Below are 1367 nucleotides of genomic sequence, written 5' to 3'. Positions count from 1 at the left end.
AAAATCAAATAATCACTATAAAGATCAAGCATATCCATTTAATTCCCTCCCTAAAATTAAGGGCGGAATTCTAATGCTTTTTAGTCAAACTACAAGTTTATGTGCGTAACATGAGTGATAAGCAAGATCTTTTAGTTCCTTTTCTGCTTTTTTACGTGCATCTATATTTTGGATTTGCGAGATAAAATAAAGGGGGTTGTTTTCTTTATCACGCAGCAGGGAGACACTCAATAAAGTCCAAATGATAGTACCTTTTTTGTGTAAATAACGTTTTTCCAATTGATAGGTAAGGATTTCGCCTTCTAACAATTGTTGAACCAGCTTTAAATCTGTTCCTAAATCATCCTGATAAGTAAGGTCTTGAAAAGTTAGCTTAAGCAACTCCTCTTCACTATAGCCAACGAGTTGGCATAAGGATTTGTTGACCTTTAAAAAATGTCCTTCTAAAGAAACTAAAGCCATTCCAATCGCGGCAAAATCAAAGGCTGCATGGAAACGGGACTGACTTTCTTCTAACCCTTCATTACTTAAATATAATTTTTCGATTAAATTTAAATTTTGATAACGCAAAATGAAACTATTCACCAAGAGGGAATAGCTGCGCAAAAAAACTAACAAAATGAGGCAAAAATAAGTAAAAAATGCCAAGCTTAGTAAAAAATAACTCGTTGAAAAGGCATAAAAAAACCAAACATTCAAAGGCAGTAAAGAGAGAATCAAGAATAAAAAGCTCAAGCTGGGGTTCGATTTGAGCGCATCTATTTCGACCGTTGCAATGCTAATAATGATAAAAGCCATTAAGCGCTGATCTAAAAAATTATCGTCAGGCATTAAGGCTGAACCCGCAATTCCCCATAAAAGAGCGGATAAAATAGCACCCATAGCTAAAAATTTAAGATTTAAAGACGTGGACCAGGTGGAATACTTAAGGTAAATAAAAACGCGGAAACTAGAAACGAGGATTATTGCGGCGCACCAGACGAAAAGGGCTAAAGGGGAGGTTTTATGAACGAGGACTAAAAAGATAAAAAATGCGCAGAGTATATTAGCGGGAATACTAAATTCTAAATTTTTTTTCAAAAAATACACACAATCATTATATATTTTTAGCTGGATGTCATTTTCTAAGTTCAGATATGATTTGCTTTTAAACATAATAATCCGAAGGAAAGTGATAATTTAGTCCGCTTAGTAGTAAAAGTATAGAATTAAATTAGCTGATTAAATAGTCATAAAGAAAAAAGGTAGTGTGATATAGGCGCGGATTTTTAGACGAAAAAAAGGTATTTTTAAGAGCTATTCTTCTAATATAAGAGGGGAATAGAATGACCAAAAAGCGAAATTATTACACTGCATCAAAAAAATCA

The 1367-nt window shown here is 33.4% G+C and carries 1 protein-coding gene; it reads right to left on the bottom strand.

Translation table 11 applies throughout. The features are described 5' to 3' along the window. Nucleotides 1-84: 84 nt before the first annotated feature. Complete coding sequence (locus ELY15_RS15790; protein WP_158617534.1) at nt 85-1080, bottom strand: PAS domain S-box protein; 996 nt, start codon at nt 1078-1080, stop codon at nt 85-87. Between the last annotated feature and the right edge of the window lie 287 nt (nt 1081-1367).

Origin of the sequence: Legionella sp. km772 (assembly GCF_003989735.1) — a bacterium.
Taxonomy (GTDB): Bacteria; Pseudomonadota; Gammaproteobacteria; order Legionellales; family Legionellaceae; genus Legionella.
Note: the sequence above shows the minus strand (reverse complement) of the source record. Positions and strands in the feature narration are given on the sequence as shown.